This window comes from Arthrobacter sp. ok362 (genome assembly GCF_900102785.1).
In the GTDB taxonomy this organism is placed as follows: Bacteria; Actinomycetota; Actinomycetes; order Actinomycetales; family Micrococcaceae; genus Arthrobacter.
In genome coordinates this window covers 181,993-199,032 of record NZ_FNGC01000008.1, presented here as the reverse complement: position 1 = coordinate 199,032, position 17,040 = coordinate 181,993, and the positions used below count along the sequence as shown (strand labels likewise).

Annotated in this window: 15 protein-coding genes; 7 read left to right on the top strand and 8 right to left on the bottom strand. The window is 67.8% G+C overall.

Annotated features, from left to right (window positions below; genetic code table 11):
* Positions 1-86: 86 nt before the first annotated feature.
* Together BLQ10_RS12420 and BLQ10_RS12415 are read right to left on the bottom strand one after the other, a co-directional pair.
* Complete coding sequence (locus BLQ10_RS12420) at positions 87-449, bottom strand: iron chaperone (protein ID WP_091562391.1); 363 nt, start codon at positions 447-449, stop codon at positions 87-89.
* Between the two features lie 32 nt (positions 450-481).
* Positions 482-1,366 (bottom strand): hydroxymethylpyrimidine/phosphomethylpyrimidine kinase, encoded by an 885-nt coding sequence (locus tag BLQ10_RS12415; protein ID WP_254785538.1) that lies wholly within the window; start codon positions 1,364-1,366, stop codon positions 482-484.
* 157 nt (positions 1,367-1,523) lie between these two features.
* Between BLQ10_RS12415 and BLQ10_RS12410 the strand changes: the two genes are divergently transcribed.
* Positions 1,524-2,957: an MFS transporter gene (locus tag BLQ10_RS12410; RefSeq protein ID WP_091562388.1), complete on the top strand. Its 1,434-nt coding sequence runs from the start codon at positions 1,524-1,526 to the stop codon at positions 2,955-2,957.
* Positions 2,958-3,260: 303 nt separating this feature from the next.
* Entirely contained in the window at positions 3,261-3,956 is a 696-nt protein-coding gene (locus BLQ10_RS12405) for a queuosine precursor transporter (protein WP_091562386.1), read from the top strand.
* Positions 3,957-4,150: 194 nt separating this feature from the next.
* On the opposite strand, the gene BLQ10_RS12400 is transcribed toward BLQ10_RS12405, so the two are convergent.
* A complete protein-coding gene (locus tag BLQ10_RS12400; RefSeq protein ID WP_091562384.1) occupies positions 4,151-5,092 on the bottom strand; it encodes a type IV toxin-antitoxin system AbiEi family antitoxin domain-containing protein in 942 nt (313 codons plus the stop codon).
* Between the two features lie 52 nt (positions 5,093-5,144).
* On the opposite strand from BLQ10_RS12400, the gene BLQ10_RS22055 reads away from it, so the two are divergent.
* Positions 5,145-5,504, top strand: coding sequence for a hypothetical protein (locus tag BLQ10_RS22055; RefSeq protein ID WP_139164225.1), 360 nt, complete (start codon positions 5,145-5,147; stop codon positions 5,502-5,504).
* On the opposite strand, the gene tgt is transcribed toward BLQ10_RS22055, so the two are convergent.
* The 5 genes from tgt to BLQ10_RS12375 form a co-directional block, all read right to left on the bottom strand.
* Positions 5,501-6,799 carry a tRNA guanosine(34) transglycosylase Tgt gene (tgt, locus tag BLQ10_RS12395; protein WP_091562381.1) on the bottom strand — a complete coding sequence of 433 codons (1,299 nt, stop codon included), beginning with the start codon at positions 6,797-6,799 and terminating at the stop codon, positions 5,501-5,503. The two genes, BLQ10_RS22055 and tgt, sit on opposite strands and share 4 nt — an antisense overlap.
* A gap of 33 nt (positions 6,800-6,832) precedes the next feature.
* On the bottom strand, positions 6,833-7,558 hold the full coding sequence (locus BLQ10_RS12390; RefSeq protein WP_091562378.1) for an SRPBCC family protein: 726 nt from the start codon (positions 7,556-7,558) through the stop codon (positions 6,833-6,835).
* Positions 7,559-7,672: 114 nt separating this feature from the next.
* Positions 7,673-8,737 (bottom strand): DUF6707 family protein, encoded by a 1,065-nt coding sequence (locus BLQ10_RS12385; RefSeq protein ID WP_091562377.1) that lies wholly within the window; start codon positions 8,735-8,737, stop codon positions 7,673-7,675.
* 121 nt (positions 8,738-8,858) lie between these two features.
* Positions 8,859-9,398, bottom strand: a complete 540-nt coding sequence (locus BLQ10_RS12380; RefSeq protein ID WP_091562374.1) for an NUDIX hydrolase family protein — start codon at positions 9,396-9,398, stop codon at positions 8,859-8,861.
* Between the two features lie 128 nt (positions 9,399-9,526).
* Positions 9,527-10,720, bottom strand: coding sequence for a PucR family transcriptional regulator (locus BLQ10_RS12375; protein WP_091562371.1), 1,194 nt, complete (start codon positions 10,718-10,720; stop codon positions 9,527-9,529).
* Positions 10,721-10,872: 152 nt separating this feature from the next.
* On the opposite strand from BLQ10_RS12375, the gene BLQ10_RS12370 reads away from it, so the two are divergent.
* The 4 genes from BLQ10_RS12370 to BLQ10_RS12355 are packed head-to-tail and all read left to right on the top strand — an operon-like array spanning position 10,873 to position 17,032.
* Complete coding sequence (locus BLQ10_RS12370) at positions 10,873-12,210, top strand: MFS transporter (RefSeq protein WP_091562370.1); 1,338 nt, start codon at positions 10,873-10,875, stop codon at positions 12,208-12,210.
* Positions 12,207-13,832, top strand: a complete 1,626-nt coding sequence (locus BLQ10_RS12365; protein WP_091562368.1) for a thiamine pyrophosphate-dependent enzyme — start codon at positions 12,207-12,209, stop codon at positions 13,830-13,832. Before BLQ10_RS12370 ends, BLQ10_RS12365 begins: the two co-directional genes overlap by 4 nt.
* Positions 13,833-13,844: 12 nt before the next feature.
* Complete coding sequence (locus BLQ10_RS12360) at positions 13,845-15,272, top strand: gamma-aminobutyraldehyde dehydrogenase (RefSeq protein ID WP_091562365.1); 1,428 nt, start codon at positions 13,845-13,847, stop codon at positions 15,270-15,272.
* A 20-nt stretch (positions 15,273-15,292) separates the two neighbouring features.
* Positions 15,293-17,032, top strand: coding sequence for an amidohydrolase (locus BLQ10_RS12355; RefSeq protein WP_091562363.1), 1,740 nt, complete (start codon positions 15,293-15,295; stop codon positions 17,030-17,032).
* The last annotated feature ends 8 nt before the right edge of the window (positions 17,033-17,040 follow it).

Sequence of the window (17,040 nt, the reverse complement as noted above, 5' to 3'; positions counted from 1 at the left end):
GGCCAACCGGGATCCAAATCGCCGGAAGCTCTCCAGTTCGCCGCAAACTTCCGGCGAGCTGGAGAATCTCCGGCGAACTCGGCGGCTTAGGGCGCCCCGCTCCGGCCTACCCCGGCCAGGGCCGCGGCCACTTTTCCGATCAGCTCGAACGGGACAGGCTTCCGCAGCGGGAACTTCAGGGTGCCCTTCGCGGCGCGGTACGGCGCGAGTTCCTCGCCCAGCGACTCGTCGTTGTCGGGCACGGGGTAGACGGAGATGTGGTGCGCCCAGCCCGCGAAATACACCACGCATTTATCCCCGAGCGTGATCGTGGGGATGCCGTAACTGATCATCTCGCCTGAACCAGGTATCGCGGCATGGCAGCGCCGCCGGATCTCCTGCAGCATCTCCTGCTCCTCGGCAGGAAACGAGGCGATGTACTCCTCCACGGACTCAAAGTGCTGTGCCATTGCTGTTCCCTCCGACGATCCCCTGCAACGAGTTAGCGCGGGCCACCCTGCCACAAGGCATCGAACGGGGCGCCCGAGGCCACCCGGTTCCGGATGCCGGCGGTCACAAACGCCTTCGCGGTCCGGGCGGCGGCCAGCGGCGTCGCACCCTTGGCGAGCTCGGCCGTCACCGCCGCGGCCAGCGAGCACCCGGCGCCGGACACGGCCTCTTCGCCCACCTTCGGGGCGCACAGGACTTCCAGTGTTTCACCGTCGTAGTAGACGTCGACGGCGTCGGGGCCTTCCAGCCGCACGCCGCCCTTGGCGAGCACCGCGGCGCCGCTGAGCTCGTGGATGCGGACCGCGGCGGCCTTGAGGGTCTCGACGTCGGTGATTTCCAGCCCGGAGAGCGACTCGGCCTCGAAGTGGTTCGGCGTGACGAAAGTGGCCAGCGGCAGGATGTGGGACTTGAGCGCCTGGTCGGTGTCCAGGGCGTGGCCCGGCTCCTGGCCCTTGCAGATCAGCACCGGATCCAGCACCACGTTGGCAAACTGTCCGCCGGCCAGCGCCGCGGCCACGGTAGAAATCGTCGCGGGGCTGCCCAGCATGCCGATCTTGACGGTGTCCAATACGGCCGGTGCGCCGGCCGCGGCACCGTAGGCCGCCGTCGTCGCTTCCAGCTGGTCGGCGATGACCTGCTGGTCCACCGGGACGAAGCGGTGGTTCCAGTTGTCCTTGGGGTCGAAGGACACGATGCAGGTCAGGTTCGCGATCCCGAAGACGCCGAGTTCCTGGAACGTCTTCAGGTCAGCCTGCGCGCCGGCACCGCCGGTCGCTTCGGAGCCTGCGATGGTCAGCGCGACGGCGGGGGAGGAGACGGCGTCGGAGGCGGTCTCGGCAACTGCCAGGGCAGCGGAATCGAATGCGGTAGAAGTCATGGTCCCATCCTGCCATCCCGCCAAAACCACCCGCATTGTGCTCATGAACAGGTATTCCATGAACAGTATGAACAAAACATTAGTGTTCTGGATCACGCGGACTAGGGTGGCGGACGGCGTTGCTTACTGGCGGCGCCGGATCCAGGAAGGTTCATTGATGAGCACCCAACTGTCCGAGGCGGCCCAGACCCGGAAAGCCGTCGGCAACATCCTCAAAGGCTCGGCCGGAAACCTTGTCGAGTGGTACGACCTCTACGTCTACACGGTCTTCGCGGCCTACTTCCAGGCGCACTTCTTCAACTCGACGGACGAGCTCCAGGCCGGTCTCGAGGCGATGGCCGTCTTCTCGACGTCGTTCCTGATGCGGCCGATCGGTGCCTGGTTCTTCGGCCGGTACGCCGACCGCAAGGGCCGCAAGGCCGCGCTGACGCTGAGCGTGACCATGATGTCCGCCGGCTCCTTCGCCATCGCCGTGCTGCCCACCCAAGACGTGATCGGCCTGTGGGCCCTCATCCTGCTGGTCCTCATCCGCGTGATCCAGGGCTTCTCCGTGGGCGGTGAGTACGGCACCAGCGCCACCTACATGTCCGAGGCTGCCACCTCCAAGCGCCGCGGCTTCTTCTCCAGCTTCCAGTACGTCACGCTGATCGGCGGACAGATGCTGGCCCTGCTGGTGCTCGTGGTCCTTCAGAACGCCATGCCCAAGGCCGAGCTGACCGAGTGGGGCTGGCGGATCCCGTTCGCGATCGGCGGCGTGGCCGCCCTGGTGGTCCTGTGGCTGCGGCGCTCCATGGAGGAAACCGTCTCGGACGAACAGCTCGAGGCCGCAAAGGTTCCGGCCGCGGCCGGCGTCGCCCAGCCGGGCACCATGAAGCTGCTGTTCACCGGCTACTGGAAGCCGCTCATGATCTGCATCGGGATCACCCTTGGCGGCACCGTGGCGTTCTACACCTACACCAACTTCATCCTGAAGTTCATGAACGATACCTCCGGCATCGCCAAAACCGACACCTCGGTCATCAACTTCTGGGCACTGTTCATCTTCATGCTGCTCCAGCCGGTCTACGGCATCATCTCGGACAAGGTGGGCCGCAAGCCGCTGCTGCTGTGGTTCGGCATCACGGGCGTTCTGTTCACCTGGCCGCTCCTGTCCGCCCTTGCCGGAACCAAGGATTCGATGACCGCGTTCCTGCTCATGATGGGCGGACTGCTGATCGTGGGCGGCTACACCTCCATCAACGCCCTTGTAAAGGCCGAGCTGTTCCCCGCGTCCATCCGCGCCCTCGGCGTGGGCCTGGGCTACGCGATCGCCAACTCGCTCTTCGGCGGCACCGTCCCGCTCATCGGCGCGGCCCTGCAGAAGGCGGGCCAGGAAGAACTGTTCTTCACCTACGTCACCGTGGCCATCGGCATCTCCCTGCTGGTCTACATCTTTGCCCTGAAGAACAAGAAGTCCACGCACCTGGACGACGAGCAGGGTCACGCCTGGACGCCGGCTGCTGTCGACGCGGGCACGGACAGGGGCAACGACGAGGGCACGGGCACGGGCAAGGACGAGGACAAGGACCTCATCGACGCCCCGCGCCGCTAGGGCGGGCCGCCCCGCCGGCTTCGCCGTCTGAAGCCCGCCGCCCCGCCGCCCCGTCTTCGCCACCCGCCGTCTTCGAATTCGCCGGAAGCGCCCCGGATCGCCGTACATTTCCGGCGACCTCGAGCGTTTCCGGCGAACCCGAGGTTACTGCCCGCGGCCTTGCCCGCACTGTCGGGTGCGAGAATAGAGGCGGTTCCGGCGTCGTGTGTCACCGGGGCCGTCCAGTGCTAATACAGCCGGCCGCCCAGCGTGTTCCCCTTGAGGGCACGGGACGCCGAGCGAACCACTACGAATGGAATGCCCATGACTTCCGCCAAGACTTTCCCGGCGTCAGCGCCGCCGAGGTTCGCCTCGATCGGTTCCCCGCATTTCGGCATCATGCTGGCCGTCATGGCCGTGGTGCTGATCCTGTCCAACATCGGGGCGTCCAAGGGCGTGGCGATCGGCCCCGTCATCACGGACGGCGGGTTCTTCCTCTTCCCGCTGGCCTACATCCTGGGCGATGTCATCAGCGAGGTCTACGGCTTCAAGGTGGCGCGCAGGGCCATAATCACCAGCTTTGCGCTGTCCGTCTTCGCGTCCCTCTGCTACTGGGTCATCATCGCCCTTCCGGGGTTCGGCGACGAGTACGGCGCCTCCAAGCAGGCAGCCCTGGAAGGCGCCCTGGGACCGGTCCCGCAGATTGTCCTGGCATCGCTGCTGGCCTTTCTCGCCGGCCAGACCATCAACTCCTGGATCCTCGTGAAGATGAAGGCACGGACCGGGGAAAGGTCCCTGTGGGCGCGCATCATGGGCTCCTCCGTGGCCGGCGAATTCGTTGACACGCTGATCTTCTGCAGCATCGCCGCGTCCGTGATCGGCATTACCGACGCCGGGATGTTCGTGAACTACGTCCTCGTGGGTTTCCTCTACAAGACCCTCGTGGAGTTCGCCTTCGTGCCGCTGACCTCGCTCGCCATCGGCTGGGTCAAGAAGCGCGAACCGAGCTACGGGGCCTAGGACCTCGCCTCCGGCCGCCGCCACCCAATTCGCCGCTCGCCGCGGCCGCCGTCGCCCACTCCGCCGCCGGCCACTCCACCGCCCGCCGCCGCCAAACAATTCGCCGCCGCCGCGGCCGCCAACCAATTCGCCGGAAACCTGCGGGGTCGCCGTAATTTTCCGGCGACGTCGCTGGCTTCCGGCGAACTCGACGCTCAGGGATGCGGACGGCCGGCCAGCGCACTAAGCAGACGGCTCTTGAATTCCTGCTCGCGGAAGAGGTCCTTCCACTCAACGCGGACGAACCGCCAGCCCTCTTCAGTCAGGGCCTTCTCCCGGCGCCGTTCCTCGAAGAGCACCTCGGCTGTAGGACTGTAATCGAAGTACTTGATCTTGCCGTCGAACTCGAGGGCGACCTTCTCCTCCTTCCACGCAAAGTCCAGGCGATGGCGCCCAGCGCGGCTTGACACCTCAAGCTGCGGCTCGGGAGGCCTGATCCGGCACCGCAGGATCAGCTCGCGGGTCAGGGTTTCGCCGGGAGATTCGGAGCGCGGATCGGCCGAGGCGAGGACGCGGCGGAATGTCCGGATCCCCCGCCGGCCGTCCAGATTATCGGCCATGGCCTGCAGGGCGGCCGGGTCCGCGCCCAGGCGAAGCGCGTGGTCAGTGAGGATCAACGCCTGCCTGTAGGGCAGCAGCATGGCGCAATCGGCCGTTGTGCGCTCGAGGGAAGTCGTCCGGAGGCCGTTCACCACGGTGACGTCGTGTTCGGCGAAGGGGCGCGTGTGGCAGCGGACGTCCCTGCCGTGGCGCTCGTTCGAGGGGTTCACTTTCTGGAGCAAATGGATGGCGTCATCCACATCCCACAGGTAGAGGCGGCGGAGGCGCGCCGCGGACGTGTGGCTGTAGAGGAAGGTGCCCGTCGACGTCGTTCGCGTTCCGTGGGCATGCGCGTAGATAAGCTGCCTGCTCCGGGCGGCGGGGGATTGGGCCCGCCACAGACTGGCGCGGATGTAGCAGCCATGCCGGAGACGGACGAGGATGCCCGAATCCAGGAGCGAGCGGATGGCACGGGGTCCATAGCCAAGGTCGAGCAGTTGTTCGGTGCGCCAGAGGTTATCCGTGGGCGGCAACTCTGGCGAGCGGTTTTGCGGCATGGCACCAGCTTCACCTGCACTGGAGGCGCGCGGGAGGATCCACCGTCGCTATGTGGATTATGAGACGTTGGCGGCGGCAGCTCAAGCTGAGGCCGCGAGGTCGCCGGAAAGCTGCGAGATCGCCGGAAAGCTGCGGGGTCGCCGGAAACTTCCGGCGAGCTGGCACGGTTCCGGCGACTTCGACGCCCAGACGCGCAGACGCCGCGAAGCCCTCGACGCCGGGCCACCCAGACGCCGCGAAGCCCTCGACGCCGGGCCACCCAGACGCCGCGAAGCCCTCGACGCCGGGCCACCCAGACGCCGCGAAGCCATCGACGCCCAGCCGCCGGGACGCCCCAGACGACGCCGGGCCGGCCCCCGCGACGCCGGGACGCCCAGGCGCCGGGCCACCCAGGCGCCGGGACGCCCCTAGGAGTAGTAGCTCCGCAGGGTCTCGGCCTTGAACTCGAAGAAGTTGCCGGCCTCGATGGCGAGCCGGGCGTCGTCGACCATTTTCACCACGAAGCGCTCGTTGTGGATCGAGATCAGGGTGGCAGAGACCATCTCCTTGGCCTTGAACAGGTGATGGATGTAGGCGCGCGAATAGTTCAGGCAGGCGTAGCAGTCGCAGCCTTCCTGCAGCGGGCCGAAATCGCGCTTGTACTTGGCGCCGGAGAGGTTGTACCGGCCGGTGGGGTGGTAGAACGCCGAGTTGCGGGCCACCCGCGTGGGGGAGACGCAGTCGAAGGTGTCCGCGCCGTTCTCAATGGCGGTGAAGATGTCGTCCGGTTCGGAGATGCCCAGCAGGTGCCGCGGCTTGTTCTCCGGCAGTTCCTCGTTGCACCAGCGCACGATCGTTCCGAGGTTCTCTTTCTCCAGCGCCCCGCCGATGCCGAAGCCGTCGAAGTTCATGGCGCCGAGGTCGCGGCAGGCCTTGCGGCGCAGATCCTCGTACTGGGCACCCTGGATCACCCCAAACAGGGCCTGGTAGGGCTTGCCGGCGCGCTCGTTCGTGAGCCGGAAGTGCTCGGTGATGCACCGTTCGGCCCAGCGCCGGGTCCGTTCCAGGGACTCCTCCTGGTAGCCGCGGGAGTTCTGCAGCGTGGTGAGCTCGTCGAACGCGAACATGATGTCCGCGCCGATCTGGTGCTGGACATTCATGGAAATCTCGGGGCTGAAGCGGTGCCGGTCGCCGTTGAGGTGGCTCTTGAACCACACGCCTTCCTCGTCCACGTGGGCCAGGCGTTCCTTGCCGGGGGCGACGGCGTCGTCGGGTCCCGAATGGTCCACCGATTTCATGTCGATGACCTTCTTGAACCCCGAGCCCAGGCTCATCACCTGGAAGCCGCCGGAGTCGGTGAACGTGGGCCCGCGCCAGTTCATGAAGGCGCCCAGGCCGCCGGCCTCGTCCAGGATGTCCGCGCCCGGCTGCAGATACAGGTGGTAGGCGTTGGCCAGTACGGCCTGCGCGCCGAGTTCGGCAATGGACTCCGGCAGCACGGATTTGACCGTGGCCTTGGTGCCGACGGCGATGAACGCCGGGGTCTGGATCTCCCCATGCGGGGTGGCGATGGTGCCGGTCCGGCCCAGGAACTCACCGCCATTGGCGGCAACCTGCCCGGCCGACGGCGGGCACGCCTCACGCAGGCGTTTGCCCACGCGGAAGGAGAACTCGGACTGCCGGGCGGGCGCGGGGGGCAAAGACGCGAAGTCAGGATTGGCTGGCACGGTTCAAGTGTGCCAGCTAACGCAGCCCTTCCCTTAGTGGACGGGATCCGATGTGGGGTAGTTCTCAGCCCGCCACTTGTCCCAGTAATTGCGGACCGCCTCCAGCTGGTGGGCCCCGAGGTCGTAGGTGGAGACGATCGCGAGGGATCCGCCGTCGGGCCGGACATCAGCGATGGCGGGCTGATCCGCCACGATCAGCAGGCCGTCCCCGTGCTCGGCGTAGTGGTGGACCGTCAGGCCAACCTGGTGGTTGCTGCGGAACCACACCTTGCCGGAGAGCTCCTCGCCTGTGGGCAGGGTGAGCGAATACGGATCCCCCGGCGCCGGGACATCGTTGAGCCCGAGTTTTTCTATCGCGGACCCGCCGGTGCCGGGCACGGAGAAGAAAAAGGTCCGGCGCTTGCCGTGCGGGTGCCGTTCCAGGGCGAAGCGCAACTGGTGGAGGAAGGTCAACCAGCCCTGGGTGATGTCCTCGTCCCAGGCCGCCCACTCGGAATTGTGGTCGATCGCCGCCCGGGTGACGCTGACTTCCGTGCCCGCGGGGACAGGTTTCAACGTGAAGACGTCTCCGCCGTCGACCACCAGGGAGGTGTGGTCTGCGCCTTCGATCACATTGGGGCCGAAGTAGATTTCGCTGATTTCGGCCTCTTGGTCATCGGCTACCCAGCCGTGCCATTGGGCGATCTTGGCAGGTTCGCGCAGCATGGTCCAAACTTGCTGCGCGTCAGAATTAATCACAACGCTCAGATTGTTCGTCATGGGGTGAATCTACAACTCCCGGCCCCCTACGGGTAGGCCCCAACGCTAGCTCCCGGCGCTAGGCCCAACGCTAGCGCCCGGCGCTAGGGCGCAACGGGACAGACCACCCGGGTCTCAGGCGCGGACTGATTCGAGCTCGTTGCCGATCCGGCGTTCCAGCTCGGCGGTGCCGACCGTTTCGGAGCCGCCGTGCGCGCGCAGGAACAGGAGCGCCTCGAGCCGCAACAGGCGCCATTCGCGTTCCGCGTCCGGGTTCGCGTTGTCGATCGAGCGGAAGATTTCCTTGTCGTACAGGTTGGGCTCGTTGAGGGAGCGCTGGCGCACCTTGGCGTTGATCCTGGCCTTGAACGGGTCCGTTTCCATGGCCTCCGGCGCGCGGAGGAATTTCTCGTAGATCCCGGCGCGCTGGTCCTGCCCCTGCTGGCGGCAAATGTAGCTGGAGAGCGCAAGGGATGACTCCACGGAGGCCCAGCGGTCGGGGTTGCCGTCGAACGGCAGGACGTTGAGCAGGTCCGCGACCGCCAGGGCGTTTTCGGCGTCTTTGAGGGTGACGAAGAGCTCGTGCGCGAGGCCGCTGAGATCCTTGAGGCAGCTCCCGGACTTGGTGTTGATGCCCTTGGCGAGCCGTTCACTGAGCAGGAGCACACCGGCTGCGCCCGGATGGGCCTCGGCCGCGGCCTCCACGACGGATTCGGGCGTGCCGTCGGGGACCGGGATGAGCGCCAGGTCCGCGTCGCTGGGTCCGCCCACCGCGGGCGGGGCAACGGGCTGGGGAGGGACGACGACGGCGGCCGCAGCGTTGTCGGACTCAGTTGCGTCGGACACCTCCTCGTCCGGTTCGGGGGACGGGCCGGACGCCGGAAGTTCGGGGGCGCCGGCGCCGGGCGCGCCGCCGGCGGGCGGAGTTGGGGCGCCGGGCGCGCCGCCGTCGGAAGAGGTTGGGGCGCCGGGCTCGGCGTCGTCGGTGACCCGGATCATGGATCCCGCTGCGATCCGCAGCACACCGCCGCCGCTGAGAGTCGCCAAAACCATGGCGGGAGTACCAAAATCGTCGGCTTCGACATCCACGCGATGGATCTCGGCGGAGCGGTTTCCGTCGGGCAGGATCAGGTGGTCGCCGGCCCGGAGAGATCCAGCCTGCTGTTCGCTGTAGTTCCGGGAGGCTGGGGGGTGGGTCATCGGGAGTCCTTAAAGTTCTCTTGCGGTCCGCCCACCAGTCTACAAAATCGGGTGCGTGAAATCGGGGACGCCTGGGAGGCCCCGAGCGTCCCCGGACGGCGCGGGACCCAACGGGAGCCGGCTAGTTGCCGACTCCCGCGAAGGCCAGCGCCTGCCGGATCAGGGCCCCGCGGCCGCCGCTGAATTCCAGCTGCACGTCCGTGCTCATGACCTCCTGCGGCGTCATCCAGGTCAGCTCGAGGGCGTCCTGCCGCGGCGTGCATTCACCGGTGACGGGAATGATGTAGGCCAGGGCGACGGCGTGCTGGCGGTCGTCGGTGAAGCCGGTGTGGGACGGGGACGGGAAGTACTCCGCCACGGTGAACGGCACCGGGCTGACCGGCAGTTGCGGGAAGGCGAGCGGGCCCAGGTCCTTTTCCATGTGGCGCAGCAGCGCGGCGCGGATGGTCTCGCGGTACAGGATGCGGCCCGAGACCAGGGACCGGACCATGGTGCCGTCCTCGTCGGCCTGCAGCAGGGTGCCGACCTCGTTCACGAACCCGAGGGGGTCCAGCCGGACCGGAACGGCCTCGACATAGACCATCGGCAGCTTGCCCCGCGCTTCGAACAGGTCGTCGTCGGAGAGCCAGCCGGGATTCGGGTCAGGGGTGCGCACATTCATGGTTAAGTTCTACCCCATCCCCGCGTGTGCGGCCGGACGCTGCGTCACGGGGAGCCGCCCCGGCCCGTCACGCCCCGACGCCCCGGCCCGTCACGCCCCGACCGGCCCGGGCCGCCCCGACCGACCCGTCACGCCCAGGCGACGACGAGCCGCGCCGTCTGCGCCGGGACCGCCAGGTCCACGCCGGTCAGTTCCTGAAAGCGGCTGATCCGGTTGAGGATGGTGTTGCGGTGGCAGAACAATTGCTGCGCCGTGGCGGTGACGCTGCCCGTCGCAAGAAAGTGCCGCACCGTTTCTTCCAGCCGCTCCCGTTCGCCGCCGCGGCACCCGGACAGGCCGGCCTCAAGGTCGGCCAGCAGGTCCAGGCCGACGTCGAGCATTTGCTGCTTGGCCAGCCGGGCCCAGGCGGCCTCCGCTGACAGGGGCCCGGAATCGGAAGGCCGCAGAAGGGAAGCGAGGCTTCCGGCCGTGCGGGCGGCTGCGGGCAGCGCCCGCAGCCCGGCGACGCCCGGAACATAACCGCAGGGGATGTCGGTCAACGCGGCCGGAACAAAGTGCCGGGCGCCGTCCCGGTGCGGCGGGAGCGGCCAGAACGCGTAGGTGTTCCCGCCGAATTCGTGGACAAAGAACCGGCTGCGCGTCTGTAGCCCGGACCCCAGGCTGGTCGCGGCCGTTCGGAGGCTCACTGCGGCGTCGCCGCTGGCCGCCACGAGCCCGAAGCGGGCGGTCGAGTCCACGCCGAGGGCGGCGGCGACCTGGCTGACGGTCTCCGCGGTCGGGCTGGCCTGGTTGAAGAGCCGGGCAATGAATTCGAGGCGGATGCTGGACTCCTCCTGGGCCATCCGCGCGCGTTCGGTCAGGTAGCTCGTGTGGGTCCGGGTGGCGAATTGATCCACGACGCGCCAGACCCTGTCAACCCTGGATGCCAGCAGCCCGGCGTCCTCGGTATCGGCGATCTGCAGCAGGCCTTCCCAGATGATGCTGAAGTCCAGCCGGACGGCCGAGATGAGCGCCTCCGGCGGGATGCCGGCCCGGGCGCGTTTGGCGCCCAGATCGGCAGCGAATTCGAGGAGCGACTCCATCGCCGGGCCAAGGGTGGACTGCTGCCGGAGTTCCTGTCCGCGCAGCCCGTCCACCAAACGCCTGAACGTTTCGCGGGCGGTCACTTCGAGGTCGCCGGAGCCCACTTGTTTTTCGGCATACTCGGGGATGTCACGGACCCTCGCCTTGAATGTTTCGGCCAGCGTGTCCAGCCGCCCGTGAAGCAGCTCCACCAGCTCGGCCCATCGCTGGGAATCGCCTGGCGAATGGAAATTGTGCATTCACACATTCTAGGCGCAGATTTGCGTGATGCAATGCTAGTTATTTGGGTGAATTGTGATGGGAGAATGGGTGGAGAGAAATCGGGTGAGCGCAGTCACACCCAACCGGCCCGTCGGCCGTTTTCATCCCTTCCGCATTATTTGGAGTAATCATGGCAAGCAGCGCAAGCAACGCCACCACCACCGCCGGCCCGCAGTCGCCCGGGGTTGTCGATGAGAGCGTGGCCAAGAAAGTCGCCCTCGCGGCCCTCGTCGGTACAGCGCTGGAGTGGTACGACTTCTTCCTGTTCACCACCGCCGCCGCGCTGGTGTTCAACGCCCAGTACTTCGTGTCCCAGGACCCCTTCGTCTCGGCGATGAGCTCCTTCGCCACCCTGGCCGTGGGCTTCGTGGCCCGCCCGATCGGCGGCTTCATCTTCGGAGCCCTGGGCGACAAGGTGGGGCGCAAGAAGATCCTGATGGTCACCATCGTGGGCATCGGCCTCGTGACCGGGCTCATCGGCCTGCTTCCGAACTACATGACGATCGGCGTCGCAGCGCCCATCCTGCTGGTCGCGTTGCGCATCCTGCAGGGCCTCGCCGTCGGCGGCGAGTGGAGCGGCGCGGTGATTATCGCCGTCGAAAACGCCCCGGTCGCCAAGCGCGCCCGCTACGCCGCCCTCCCGCAGCTCGGCTCGCCGATCGGCACCATCCTGTCCTCCGGCGGCTTCTTCGGAATGCTCTACCTGGTGGGCCAGTCCAACTTTGATGCCTGGGGCTGGCGCATCCCGTTCATCGCGGCGATCCCGCTGCTGGCCATTTCGATGTGGATCCGCAGCAAGCTCAGCGAATCCCCGGAATTCGAAGCCCTCATGGAGTCCGGCGAGACCGAGCACGCCCCCATCCGCGGCGTCCTGACGAAGAGCTGGCGCCAGATCCTGGTGGGCATGTGCTCCGCGCTGCTGGGCATCGGCGGTTTCTACCTCATCACCAGCTTCGTGGTCTTCTATGGCACCAAGGTGCTCAAAATGCCCTACGAAACGCTGCTGCTCGGCTCGCTCCTGGCCGCCGTCGTGGAAATCTTCGCCCTGATCTGGGCCGGACGCATGGGCGAGAAATTCGGTGCCAGCAAGGTCATCCTCTGGGGCGGCGTCGCCTCCGCCGTCATCGCCGTACCCGTCTTCCTGGCCATCGACACCGCCAACCCCGTCCTGGTCATCCTGGCCATGATCGTCGGCGTGACCACGCTGTCCATCCCGTACGCCGTGTCCGGAACAGCCCTGACCGCACTCTTCGCCACGAAGGTCCGGTACACCGGCGTCGCCATCACCTCCAACAGCGCCGGCGTCATCTCCGGCTTCGTGCCGCTGATTGCCACAGCCCTCGTGGCCGCCAACGGCAACTCGTTCTGGCCCGGCGCCATCATCTTGCTGGTGGTGTCCGTGATGACGGCTCTGTCCGGCATTTTCCTCCCCGCCCTGAGCATCGAAGAAAAGGGAATGAAGCATTGAGCACAACAACCACCGCGGGGCACCTGATTGTTGCCCAGCTGGAACGAGCCGGTATCCAGCGCGTCTACGGCGTCCCCGGAGAAAGTTTCCTGGACGTGCTGGACGGCCTTCACGGATCCTCCATTGAAACCGTGGTGACCCGTCACGAAGGCGGCGCCGGGTTTATGGCCCTCGCCGAAGGCCGGCTCACCGAGCTTCCGGGCGTGGCCATGGTGACCCGCGGTCCGGGCGCCGCCAACGCCTTCATCGCCGTCCACACCGCGCACCAGGACGCCACTGCGATGATCCTGTTCGTTGGCCTGATCCCGGTCGAAGACCGCGGCCGGGAGTCGTTCCAGGAATTCGACATCAACGCCTGGTTCGGCAGCACCGCCAAGAAGGTGGTGACGCTCGACGACGCCGCCTCCGCCGCCCGCGTGGTGGACGACGCCATCTTCACGGCGCTCAGCGGCCGGCCGGGTCCTGTGGTGATCGGCCTACCTGAAGACGTGCTGGTCCACGCCATTGAATCGGGCACCGTTGAACCGCGCACCGTGGCCCGGCCCGAACCGGCAGCGGGGGACCTCGCCGGCCTCGAGTCCCGGCTGGCCGCAGCCAAGAAGCCCCTGATCGTGGTCGGCGGCGAAGGCTGGAACCAGGAATCCTCCGACGCGCTCGCCGGCTGGGCCGGCCGCCATGGTGTCCCCATGCTCGCGGATTTCCGCGCCTATGACGCCGTTCCGCACAGCAGCGACGCCTACGCCGGCTACCTCGGCTACGCCCGCAGCGACGCCAACGCCCGCCGCCTCGACGAGGCCGATCTGCTGGTGTTTGTCGGCTGCGTCCGCGCCGATGTGCTCTCCGACGGCTACAAGCGCGGACTGGACGCCGTCACGGTCGTCGTCCACCCCGGCGCCGACCTGCTGGGCCACTTCGGCCGGCTGGACCAGCACATTCCGGCCCACGTCGCCTCTTTTGCCAAGGCACTTGCCGCCACCGAATCCGCGGTGGAACCTTCCGCCGGCTGGCTGGCCGGGGCCCGCGCGGACTACGAGAAATTCTCCGCCGCGCAGCCAGACGGCGGGACGGGGGTGGACCTCGCCGTCGTGATGGAAATCCTCAAGCAGGAAATGGACGACGACGCCGTCATCACCTACGGGGCCGGGAACCACTCGCTGTGGCCGGCCCGCTACCTGAAGCACACCACGGCGAACTCGCTCGCCGCACCCCGGAACGGTGCCATGGGCATGGGGATCCCGGCCGCGGTGGCCGCCTCCCTGGCCTACCCCGGCCGGCAGGTGATCTCCGTGGCCGGTGACGGCTGCTTCATGATGAACGGCCAGGAAATGGCCACCGCCATGGGCCATGGCGGGAAGTTCATCGCGCTCGTGGTGGACAACGGCATCTTTGCCACGATCCGTGAACACCAGGAAGGCCACTACCCGGGCCGCCCCTCGGGTACCCACATGACCAACCCGGACTTCGCCGCGCTGGCCCGGTCCTACGGCGGCTACGGCGAACGCGTGGAGAAGGCCGAGGACTTCGGCGCAGCCTTCCGCCGCGCCGTCGAATCCGGGTTGCCGGCCGTCCTGCACCTCCCGCAGGACCCCACCACCCGCTCACCCAAAACTGCCAGCAACTGACCGGAGCCCGCCATGATCACCCTGCACAACATCATCAACGGTGAGATCGTCCAAAGCAGTGCCGCAGACGGTTCGGCCGCCGCCACCTTGCCGTTCTTCGACCCCGCTACCGGAATCCAGCTCGGCACCGCCCCGGACAGCGACGCCGCCACCGTGGACCGCGCGTTCCAGGCCGCCCACACCGCCTTCAAGAGCTACAAGCGGACCACCCCGGCCGAACGCCAGGCCATGATGCTCAAACTCGCCGACCTCATCGAAGCCAACGTCGACAGGCTCCTGGACGCCGAGGTGGCCTGCACCGGCAAGCCCCGCCAGGTCACCCGCGAGATCGAGATCCTCCGCGGCGCCGACCAGCTGCGCTTCTTTGCCGGCGCCTGCCGCGTGGTGTCCGGAACCGCGCAGGCCGAATACGTCCGCGGCTTTTCCTCCACCGTCCGGCGCGAACCCCTCGGCGTGGTCGCCCAGATCACACCGTGGAATTACCCGTTCATGATGGCCATCTGGAAGATCGGACCGGCGCTCGCCGCCGGCAACACACTCGTCCTGAAACCGGCGGACACCACCCCCTGGTCCACCCTGGTCCTGGGCGAGCTGGCGCAGGAGGCCTACCCCGCCGGCGTCGTGAACGTCATCTGCGGCGGCCGGGGGACCGGCGCCGCCATGGTGGATCACGAGATCCCGGAAATGGTATCCATCACCGGCTCCACCCGGGCTGGGGCACAGGTGATGTCCGCGGCGTCGAAGACCCTCAAGGACGTCCACCTGGAACTCGGCGGCAAGGCACCGGCGATCGTCTTCGCCGACACCGACATTGACCTGGCAGCTCGGGAGATCGCGCTCGGTGCGTTCTTCAACGCCGGGCAGGACTGCACCGCCGTGACCCGTGTGCTCGTGGAGGAATCCATCCACCAGGAGTTCGGCGCCGCGCTCGCCGCGGCGGCGGCGGCGCTGCAGGTCGGCGGCGACGCCGCGGACCTGGGGCCGCTGAACAGCGCCGCGCAGCTGGATAGGGTGGAGGGCTTCATGTCCCGGCTGCCCGCGAACGCCAGGGTCCTGGCCGGAGGCAAGCGGACCGGCACCGGCTTCCACTTCGAACCGACCGTGATCGACGGAGTGTTCCAGGCCGACGAGGTGGTGTGCGAGGAAATCTTCGGACCCGTCGTCACCGTCCAGCCCTTCCGGGACGAGGCCGAAGCCGTGGAGCTCGCCAACGGGACGAAGTACGCGCTGGCCTCCAGCGTCTGGTCCAACAACCACGGCGTCGTCACCCGGGTGTCCAACGAACTGGACTTCGGCGCCGTCTGGATCAACTGCCATCAGGTGATCCCGGCTGAGGCCCCGCACGGCGGTTTCAAGCACTCCGGCACCGGCAAGGACCTCTCTGTCTTTGGCCTGGAGGATTACACCCGCATCAAGTCAGTCACCACCTCCCACCGCTGAGAATCCACGCTAGGTAACCCATGAAACTCGATCTGCTGCTGCGTAACGCGGACATCATCACCATGGACGGCCGCCGCCCCCAGGCCACCTCGCTGGGGGTCTGGAAGGGCCGGATTGTGGGCCTCGACGATGACCTGGACGGGCTGGAGGCCGCCGAGGTCCTGGACCTCGGCGGCGCCACCGTGACCCCCGGCTTCATCGACGCCCACTGCCACACCACCTGGTTCGGGCTGGGCCTTGGCGAATTGGACGTCTCCGCCGCGCGGGGGCTGAACCAGCTCTACGCCCTACTCGAGGCCGGCGTCGCGGCCGACAGTGCTGCAGGGCTCGGGACCGGTCCGGCGCCGGGCTGGCTGCTGGCCACGGGTTTCAGCCAGCAGCAGCACGGCGGCGAGTTTCCGGACATCACCGTCCTGGACCGGATCACGGGCAACCGTCCGCTGTTCATGCGGCACAACTCCGGCCACATGGCCGTGGTCAACACCGCCACGCTCCGGCTGGCCGGCGCTGAACCGGCGTCGTTTCCGGACCCCGACGGCGGCGTGATTGTCCGCGACGCCGCCGGCCGGCCCACCGGGCTGGTCCAGGAAACGGCGCAGCAGCTCATCCAGCAGCTGATCCTGCCGTACTCGTCCGAGGCGATCGAAGCCGCGTTGGACCGGGCCACCAGCCACTACGCCGCGGAGGGCATCACGAGCTTCACCGAGGCCGGAATCGGCGGCGGCTGGATCGGCCACAGCCCCGTGGAGCTGGCCGCCTACCAGCGGGCGGCGGCCGCGGGCAGGCTCCACGCCCGGGCGCAGCTGATGCCGGTCCTGGATGTGCTCCACCCGCTCGGCGGACAGCACCCGCAGGAAGCGGCACCTGCCGGGCTGGACCTGGGCATTACCAGCGGATTCGGCGACGACTTCCTGTCCCTGGGCCCGGCGAAGGTGTTCCTGGACGGTTCACTGCTCGGCGAAACGGCCGCGGTCAGCCAGGACTACTGCAGCCACGGCGGGACGGACAACACCGGCAACACCGGCTACTTTCAGGCCGAACCGGAGGCGCTCCGGGCAAAGATCGAGGGCGCCTACGCCGCCGGCTGGTCGATCGCGGCGCACGCCATCGGCGACCGCGCCGTTGACCTCGCGATCGACATCATCGCCGACTGTGCCGCGAAATACGGGCCCCGGGCCGTGCCCAACAGGATCGAACACGCCTCGATGACCAGGCCGGAGCAGCTCCGCCGCCTGGCCGATGCGAAAATCGCCGTCACCCCGCAGGCCAGCTTCTTCTCCGAGGGCGGGGACGGCATGACTCTTTCCCTCGGTCCGGAACGGCTCGGCTGGGCCTACCGTGCGGCCTCGTTCCTGTCCGCGGGGGTGACGCTCGCCGGCAGCTCCGACCGCCCCGTGGCGGACGGAAACGTGCTCCGCGGGATGCAGGCCTTCGTGGACCGGCGCACCGCCTCCGGAGCCGTTTTCGGGAACCCGGCCGAACGGCTGAGCCCGCTCCAGGCCCTGGCGGCGTACACCACCGGAGCCGCCGCAGCCACCGGCACGTCGGGCATCAAAGGCTCACTGACCACCGGGAAGCTGGCCGATTTCACGGTCCTGTCCGGGTCGCCGCTCACCGCGGGCAGCATCGCCGACCTCGAGGTGCTGGCCACCGCCGTCGGGGGGAGCTTTACGTTCCGGGCCCCCGGCCTCACGTCCCCGGTTGCGGCCGATTCGGCCGCAACCGGTCCACTCTTCAGCGCAGCCACCAACCGTTCATAGGGGAACAC